Genomic DNA, 8,186 nt, shown 5'->3' on the forward strand with positions numbered 1-8,186 from the left:
GGGAGGCGGGCGAACGCCAGGTCGGCCACGTCGAGGTCGCGGGACCCGGCGTCACGGACGGCTACTGGGGTACGCCGCCCGCGGCGCCCGGCCGCTGGCTGCGCACCGGCGATCTCGGCTATCTCACCGACGGTGAGCTGGTCGTCTGCGGCCGCGCCGCCGACCTGCTCTTCGCCGGCGGCCGCAACATCCATCCGCAGGACGTCGAGGCGCTCGCCGCCGAGGTCCCGCGGGTCCGCGCGGGTGCGGCGGCCGCGTTCGGCATCCCCGGCGACGGCGCGACCGACCGGCTGGCGGTGGTCGTCGAGTCGCCGACCTGGGCCGACCCCGCCGCGGCCGAGCAGCTCCGCGCGGACGTACGCGCCGCGGTGACCGCCGGCATCGGGCTCACGCCGCGCCACGTCGCCGTCGTGCCCCCCGGCGGCCTGGCCCGCACCTCGTCCGGAAAGCTGCGCCGCCACGAGATCCGTAGCCGGTTGCTCGCCGGCACGCTCACCGCACCGGGAAGGCCATCCGATGACGACAGTCGCATCAGCATCCGACACCCGTGAGGAGTGGCGGCGCGACCTGGCCGCCGCCCTCGACCGCGATCCCGCCGACCTGCCGGACGCGGCCAGGCTCACCGACGACCTGACGCTCGACAGCCTCGACATGCTGAGCCTGCTCGCCTGGCTGCAGGGGCGCGGGGTCACCAGCACCGACCGGAGCGGCCTGCAGCGGATCGGTCAGGTCCTCGACCTGGTCGCCCGCGCTGGGCAACGGCCAGGGCTGTCGGTCGTCGTCGTGCCGGACGGGCCGACCGCGGCGGCCAACGGCGTCACCTCCATGGGGCGGGGACGGCCACAGGACCCGCTGGCACCGGTGCTGGCCGACGCGGCCTTCCTGCTGACCCCGATCCAGGAGGGCGACCTGCCCTTCCTATACACGCTGGCCACCCATCCCGACGTCTCCTACCGCTGGCGTTACCGCGGGAACCCGCCACCACCGGAGCGGTTCGCGGCCGACCTGTGGGGGCGCGTGCTGGTGCAGCTGGTCGCCCGTACCACCGCCGAAGGGGCGCCCGCGGGTCTCGTCGTCGCCTACGACGCGGACCTGGCACACGGCCACGCCAAGATCGGTGCGGTCTTCGCCCCCGAGTACGCCGGCACCGGGCTGCCGGCGGGCGCGACCGCGCTCTTCGTGCGCTACCTGTTCCACACCTTCCCGCTGCGCAAGCTCTACCTGGAGGTGCCGGGCTTCAACTGGGAGCTGGTCAGCAGCGGCGCGGGGCGCCTGTTCACCGTCGAAGGCGTCCTGCGCGACCACGACTTCTACGCCGGGCGGTACTGGGACAAGCACCTCTGCGCCATCTACCGACCCGACTGAAAGCTGCCGCCGGTGTTGCCGCTCCGCGCCGCGCCCGGCCCGGATCCGCAGGTCAGCGCGGACTCCGGCCGCCGGTCTCACGGTGGGGTTCCGGTAGCGAAGAGCGTCGATAGCGTCCGGGCCATCGAGGCGGCGCCGACCGGCGCGGGCCGAGGAGGGAGAACAGCGATGAAGGTTCGGGGAGCGAGGGCACTGACGCTGGGCGCGGCCGCGACGGCCGTGGCCGGCGGACTGGTCGGCGTGTCAGCGAGTCCGGCCAGCGCGTCGTTGGCCGAGTGCGGGAGCGGTTACCTGTGCGCGTTCCAGGCGACCAACTACAACGCGACGCCGGGACGGGTGTCCGGCAACAACACCAACCTGCTCCAGTACCCGTCGTTCGACAACGCCGTGTCCATCTTCAACAACGGCGCCTCGTGCGGCGTGACGATCTGGAACGGCCTCAACTACACCGGCACGAGCGTGTACCTGCCGCGGGGCACCGGCTACGGCAACCTCAACACGCAGAACCCGCCGTTCTACAAGAACGTCGCGTCCAACCGCTGGTGCTGATGCCATGAGACACGGCGCACGTCACCTCCGGACGACCGCGGTCGTCCTGGCGGCGTCGGTCGCGCTGGTGGCCGGATGCGGCGACGCGTCCGGCCACGCGCAACCCGACGTTGCGTGGCCGTTCGGCGGGGCCGCACACATCCCGACGGTGGAGCAGCAGTTGTACGCCGCGGCCGAGGAGTCGCTGGTCGCGGACTGCATGCACGGGCGGGGGATGCGCTACGTCCCCGAACGCCGGGCCGACCCGGCTCCGGAACAGTCCGGTGCCGCGATCTACGGCCTGATCGGCCCCCAGGAGGCCCGGCTGCACGGCTACGGGATGGGTGAGCGCCGGGTCCAGGGCGCGTCGGCTCCGCCGGGTGCCAACGACGCCGCGCGGTCGGCGATGACCGCCGAACAGGCGCGGGCGTGGGACAGGGCGCTGCTGGGCACACCCGGCCGCGAGGCGACGATCGAGGTGGACGGAAACGTGTTCACCTATCGCTCCGACGCCTGCGTGACACTCGCCCGCCACGACCTGTTCGGCGCCGACTGGGACCGCATCCGGCTGACCGCCGAGGTGGCGGTCAACACAGTGGTCGCCAAGGTCTGGCAGGACGCCGAGGTTCGCGCGGCCGTGGCCCGGTGGCGCGACTGCATGGCCGACGACGGGCGCGACTTCGACAGCCCCGCCGAGCCGCGCAAGGCGGTCGACACCGCCCTGGCGAAGGCCGACCTGCCGACGGCCCTGCGCCTCGAACACGAGACGGCCATCACCGACGCGGACTGCCAACGAGACAGTGGACTGTGGGACGCGGTCGTGGCGGCGCAGCGCACCGCCGAGACGCCGACGCCGGCCGCGGTCACATCGATGAGGACGGCCCGGGAGAAGGCTGTCGCCGCCGCGCGGGAGATCGTCGGTCCCTCGGCGCCGAGCTGAGGCCCGGGGCGCATTGCTGGCGCACCCCGGGCCCGGCCGACTCAGGTGCGCTGGCAGCCCACCGGCGCCGGCGTCGCGGCGCTGCCGCTGCCGAGGAAGCCGAACGTCGCCGTCGCGTTCGGCGCCAGCACGCCGTTCCAGGTCGTGTTGCGGACCGTCACCGCGGCGCCCGACTGGGCGTAGTCGCCGCCCCAGAGCTGGCTGATGCGCTGGCCGTCCGGATAGCTCCAGGTCACCGCCCACGTCGAGGTCGGGTTGCTGCCCGTGTTGCGGACCGTCACCTCACCCTGGAAGCCGCCCGGCCACGAACCCGTCACCCGGTACGTCGCCGAGCAACCGCCCGGTCCCGTCGTCGGGCCGGTCGTCGGCGTCGAGGTCGGGCCCGTGGTCGGCGTCGACGTCGGGGTCGCCGTGGGGGAGGACGTCGGGCCCGCGGTCGGCTCCGGGCCCGTGCGGTCCGCGACCAGGATGCCGCGGCCGTTCGTGCCCAGGTAGACCCGGCCGAACACGCGCGGGTCGCCGGTCAGGGCCTCGCCCGCGTTGCCGTACTGGTGCTGGTCGTCGTTGATCCGCACCCACGAGGCGCCGGTGTCGTCCGAGCGGAACACGCCACGGACGCCGTCGACGGTGCCGACCAAAAAGACCGCCGGGTACGCGCGACCCGGCGCCGCCTTGCCGAAGCCCACGTTGACCGCGCTCGTCACCGACGCGAGCCGGCCGAACGTCGCCCCGTTGTCGGTCGAGCGGTAGAGACCGGCCGACCCGGCGACCCAGACGTCCCCACCGACCGTGCGCAGCTTCCCGTCGTCCGGCAGGCCGGACGCGCCGCCGGTGAACGTGCGCCCGCCGTCCGCGCTGGCATAGACGCGCCCGGCCGCGTACCCGAAGAACCGGGCGGCGTTGGTCCGGCTCGCCTCGACCTGCGCGCCGGCGGGAATGCCCGACGACTGGGTCCACGACGAACCGCGGCTCGTCGAATAATGCACCCCGGCGCCCGCGGGGCTCCACACCACCGCGCCCGCGTCCGTCGACAGCGCCACGGTGCCGCCGCCGGTCACGCCGCCCGGCTCCTGACCCTGGTACCACGTGCGGCCGCCGTCCGTCGAGATCCCGATCCGGTTCAGGTTCGGGTTCGCCGCCTTGTCGCCGTTGCCCACCCGGACCATGACGGACGGGTTCGCCTCCGCGTAGTCCAGGCTCGTGTTGCTGCCCAGGTTCGGGGTGTCGTGGAAGGACGCCGGCACCGCGGTCAGGTCGTCGTGGCGGAAGCCGCCGATGTCACCGAGCGCGCTGACCAGCGGTGCGCCGGACGGCGGGCTGACCAGGTCGAGCACCGCGGTCTCCTCCAGCCCACGGGCCATCGGCCGGACCGTGAACGTGCCGCTCGCGGTGTCCCACGCGGTCAGGTTGGTGGTCGCGTAGACAGTGGCGCCGGTGCCGTACAACATGCGGTCGGAGTTGAAGGGGTCGATCTCCAGCGACTCGGTCATCCAGCCGAGCTTCGGCGTCTGCTCCGGAGCCGAGGGCGCCGTGTTGAAGTCCAGCCACGGGTTCGCGGAGATGTCCATCGTGTAGCGGTTGACCCGGTTGGGATATCCGTTGTAGTCCCACACGCGGGACCAGGTGGCACCACCGTCGCGCGTGCGGAAGAAGATGACGTCGGGCCACCACGAGATCTGCGTGGCCACCACCAGCGTTCCCGGGTTCTGCCGGTCGATCGTCAGTCCACTGTAGCCGTAGTAGGCGTCGGTGCTCGTCGACGGGACCGGGCTGATCCGCGTCCACGCGCCGGTCGACCGGGACAGCTTCCAGACGTCACCCTTGCCACCGTCGTACGGCCCGCCCGTGTCGCTGGTCGCGATGTAGAGGAAGCCGCCGGCCGGGTCGATGACCGCCTTGTGCGCGAGGTAACCCGTCGGCTGGTCCGGAATCCGCTGCCAGGTCGCGCCGGCGTCCGTCGAGCGGTAGACCGGGTTCTGCTTGTCGGCGACCCCGACGTAGATGGTCCGCGTCGGCGAGCCGGCCGACCCCGTCGACTGGTCGAACTCGACCCACGTCACGCCCTGGTTGCCGGTCAGGTAGCCGTTGGGATCCGACGGGTCCTGCGCGTAGTTGCCGGCGTTCGGGAACGCGGTCACCCGCGACCACGAGACGCCGTAGTCCGTGCTGCGCCACAGCCCGTTGCCGCCCTCGGCGCCGTAGTAGACGACGCGCCCGTCGTTGGGGTCGACGGCGAGCCGTTCGCCCTGGCCACGCCCGGGCATGTTGCCACCGACCTTGAACGGCAGCTGGTACGCGGACCAGGTGGTGCCCCGGTCGGTGGAGCGCAGGATCGCCCCGTTGTTCGGATCCCAGCTGTTGGTGTACATGCCGACGGCGGCGTACACCCGGTTGGTCTGCACGGGGTCGGCGGCGATGCTGAGCACGCCGTTCCACCCCCAGCGGTCCCAGCCGACCCAGTCGAGCAGCGGCGTCCACGACCCGGCGCTCGCGTTCCAGCGGTAGGCACCGCCGATGTCGGTCCGGGCGTAGATCAGGTCGCGCTGCCCGGGATTGAAGACGATTCCGGGCACGAAGCCACCGCCGTCGATCCGGACATTACGCCAGTTGTACGCGTCGCTCGGCGCGGCGACGGGTTGGAGCGCCGGTGCCGGCGCCAGGACGGTGAGGGCGGCCGCCGCGGCCAGCACGGCTGCGGCGATGGCCGGCCCCCAGGTGCGGGTTGATCGCATGTCTACCTCTCGGTGTGCGTGTCGCGCACAGCGGAGGCCCACGACCGGCGCGGACGGAGCGGAACGGGATCGTGCGGCGCACCCTGCCCTGGCGCCGCACCCCGGCCCAACTCCCGCGCTCGGCCTCGCGCCGAGATTCACACGTGCTATCGGGGCGTGTCAATGGTGTGATGGTCGACATGTGCACTACGCAGGAGTGTCCATCGCAGACCACCACCTCCCGGGCCGGCGCGGTGACGCGGCGTGCGGCCCTGTTCGGCGGCGCCATGGTCGCCGCCGGCGCCGCGCTGCCCGCAGGCTCGGCCCACGCGTCCGGTCGCGGCCGCGGCGGCCTCGCGGACCTGACCTATCCGCTCACGACCTCGTTCCCGGCGTTCACACCGGGGGAGGAGCCGTCTCGGCGGACCTTCGTGACCATCGAGAACGATGGGTATTACATGCAGGAGTGGCGGATCCTGGAGCACTACGGCACGCACGTCGACGCGCCCGGGCACTTCGTCAGCGGCGGCCGGCTGGCCACGGAGATCCGGATCGACGAGCTGGTCGCCCCGGTCGCGGTGATCGACATCGCGCGCCGCGCGGCCCGGGACCCCGACACGACGGTGACGGTCGACGACCTGCTGGCGTACGAACGCCGCTACGACCGCATCCCCCGCGGCGCAGCGGTCTTCATGTATTCGGGCTGGGGCGCGAAGGTCGGCGACCCGGACGCCTACCGCGGCACGGACGCGGCGGGCACGCTGCACTTCCCGGGCTTCAGCACGGACGCGTGCGAGTGGCTGCTGCGCCGCCGCGGCATCCGCAGCCTCGGTGTCGACACGCTGAGCATCGACCCGGGCACGTCGGCCACCTTCGACACCCACCTGCTGCTCCTGGGCGCGGACCGCTACGGCGTGGAGAACGTCGCGAACCTGCACCGCATCCCCAAACACGGCGCGACGGTCATGGTCGGCCTGATCCCGTACGAGGGCGGCTCAGGCGGCCAGGCCCGCATCTTCGCGACCTGGTAACCCATCGATCGGCCGCAACCCGGTGAAGGGTCGGGCAGGCCGCCAGCCCTTCACCGGTCGCCGACGACGGCGCGCGCCGCCGCCAGCCGTGCTGTGGGGGAAAGCGGCGACCGCCGTGCCCGTAGTCGTAGCGTTGCGTGTACGGGACGTGAACGAGAAGATGCTGACTGTCCGCCAGCCTCGCGGCACTGTCCGCCAGTTCCTACCGGGGCGGCCGGTGCGCCTCGTACACCTCGCGCAGGTCGACGGCCTCGCGGATGCCGGCTGCCTCGACGCCGGAGAGCACTTCCGTTGCCCGCCACCAGTTCGACGGGACCAGCCACCCGGACGCGATCGACTGCTGCGCCATCGCCGAGGCCTCGTCCGGCCGGCCAGCGTTGATCAGGGCCAGGCCCAGGTCGAGCCGCGCCATCTCGGCCCGCCGGGCCCGGCGGTCCGCGGTGAGTCCCTCGACCACCGCCCGGGCGTACGCCTCGGCACCCGGGTCACCTGCCCACGCCAGCGTCGTGGCGGTGTAGGCCAGCGCTTTGTCCGGGTCGTAGCGGTAGTGATGCTCGGGCTGGTCCGGGACCGGCAGCGACGAGGTGAGCGCCTCCAGCCGGTCGAGGACCTCGCGGGTGGCACGCCGGTCACGCAGGCGTGCGTGCGCCCGCCCCTCCTGCGCGGTCGCCTGGATGTGCGCGGAACTGCCGTCCGGCGCGACCGACTGCGCCTGGCAGGCCAGCTCGAGCGCGCGGGTGTGGTTGCCGGCGGTCAGCGCTGCCCATGCCCTGGTCTCCAGGCACCACCCCGAGAGCTCGTCGTGTCCCGCTTCGGCCGCCAGCGACGCCGCGGTGACGAGGTTTGCCCGTGCCGGGCCGGAGCGCGACAGGTCGATCTGGAGGGTCGCGGCCAGCAGCGACAGCCACGATCCCGCCACGATCAGCCGTTCCCGCTGGCGCAGGGTCGCCCGGCCATCGAGCAGGGCGGCAACGTAGCCGAGGTGACGGCGAGCGGCGACGAGCAGCACAGCCGGTGCGGTGGTCGGGTAGGCGACGGCGAGCCGGTCGACGGCCGTCTCGATGCGATCAAGGGTCTCCGCGCTGACGTCAGACGCCTCGACGCGTTGGAGCAGCTCGACCGCGGCCTCCTCATCGTCGGTCGGGTCGACGATGGACGGCGTCGGTGCCGGGCCGAGCTCGGCCAGCCGGCCGCCGGCGCCGAGGGCGCGGTCGAGGTGTTCGGCGACCTCAGCTGTCGGTGTCTTTCGGCCGGTCTCAAGATCATGCAGGTGAGACTTCGCCCGGTGCGTCGCCGCGCCGAGCGCGCGTAAGGAAAGGCCACGTTCGACGCGCAGGCGGCGCAGCAGCTCGGCGAACGCCGGCTCCGCCGCTGGTCGACTCATCCCGAGACACCACCTCGGTAGCAGGCGAGGTGGCGGCCGCTACAGCGCGACCGCACCAGCCACGGTAGCGCCGGCCGGTCACGATCGCGCGTCCCCCGGTCGTGACCTTTTCCGGGGATGGTGTCGTATCTGGGTGCGGCCGTTCGTAGAGCTGGTGTGCGGTGCACCGCCGGGGCCCCCCCGGCGGGGGCAAGGAACCAAGAGGGGGCCACCAAGAAGGGGGAGCG

The 8,186-nt window shown here is 72.9% G+C and carries 6 protein-coding genes and 1 pseudogene; 5 read left to right on the forward strand and 2 right to left on the reverse strand.

Features of this window, described 5'->3' with window-relative positions:
- From AB0H87_RS33845 to AB0H87_RS33860, 4 genes and pseudogenes are all read left to right on the forward strand, one after another.
- A pseudogene (locus AB0H87_RS33845) lies at positions 1-551 on the forward strand (hypothetical protein); the annotation flags it as partial.
- A complete protein-coding gene (locus AB0H87_RS33850; protein WP_360155122.1) occupies positions 517-1,365 on the forward strand; it encodes a GNAT family protein in 849 nt (282 codons plus the stop codon). The pseudogene AB0H87_RS33845 and the gene AB0H87_RS33850, both read left to right, overlap by 35 nt.
- Positions 1,366-1,533: 168 nt before the next feature.
- Complete coding sequence (locus tag AB0H87_RS33855) at positions 1,534-1,914, forward strand: peptidase inhibitor family I36 protein (protein WP_360155125.1); 381 nt, start codon at positions 1,534-1,536, stop codon at positions 1,912-1,914.
- Between the two features lie 4 nt (positions 1,915-1,918).
- The gene (locus AB0H87_RS33860; protein WP_360155128.1) at positions 1,919-2,833 is read left to right on the forward strand and encodes a hypothetical protein; all 915 of its coding nucleotides are present in this window, start codon (positions 1,919-1,921) and stop codon (positions 2,831-2,833) included.
- Between the two features lie 41 nt (positions 2,834-2,874).
- On the opposite strand, the gene AB0H87_RS33865 is transcribed toward AB0H87_RS33860, so the two are convergent.
- Positions 2,875-5,565: a cellulose binding domain-containing protein gene (locus AB0H87_RS33865; protein ID WP_360155131.1), complete on the reverse strand. Its 2,691-nt coding sequence runs from the start codon at positions 5,563-5,565 to the stop codon at positions 2,875-2,877.
- A 179-nt stretch (positions 5,566-5,744) separates the two neighbouring features.
- Here AB0H87_RS33865 and AB0H87_RS33870 point away from each other — a divergent pair, with 179 nt between their 5' ends.
- Complete coding sequence (locus AB0H87_RS33870; protein ID WP_360155134.1) at positions 5,745-6,575, forward strand: cyclase family protein; 831 nt, start codon at positions 5,745-5,747, stop codon at positions 6,573-6,575.
- Positions 6,576-6,777: 202 nt separating this feature from the next.
- On the opposite strand, the gene AB0H87_RS33875 is transcribed toward AB0H87_RS33870, so the two are convergent.
- Positions 6,778-7,959, reverse strand: coding sequence for a helix-turn-helix domain-containing protein (locus AB0H87_RS33875; RefSeq protein ID WP_360155137.1), 1,182 nt, complete (start codon positions 7,957-7,959; stop codon positions 6,778-6,780).
- Positions 7,960-8,186: the final 227 nt, after the last annotated feature.

This window comes from Asanoa sp. NPDC050611 (genome assembly GCF_040654855.1).
Taxonomy (GTDB): Bacteria; Actinomycetota; Actinomycetes; order Mycobacteriales; family Micromonosporaceae; genus Asanoa.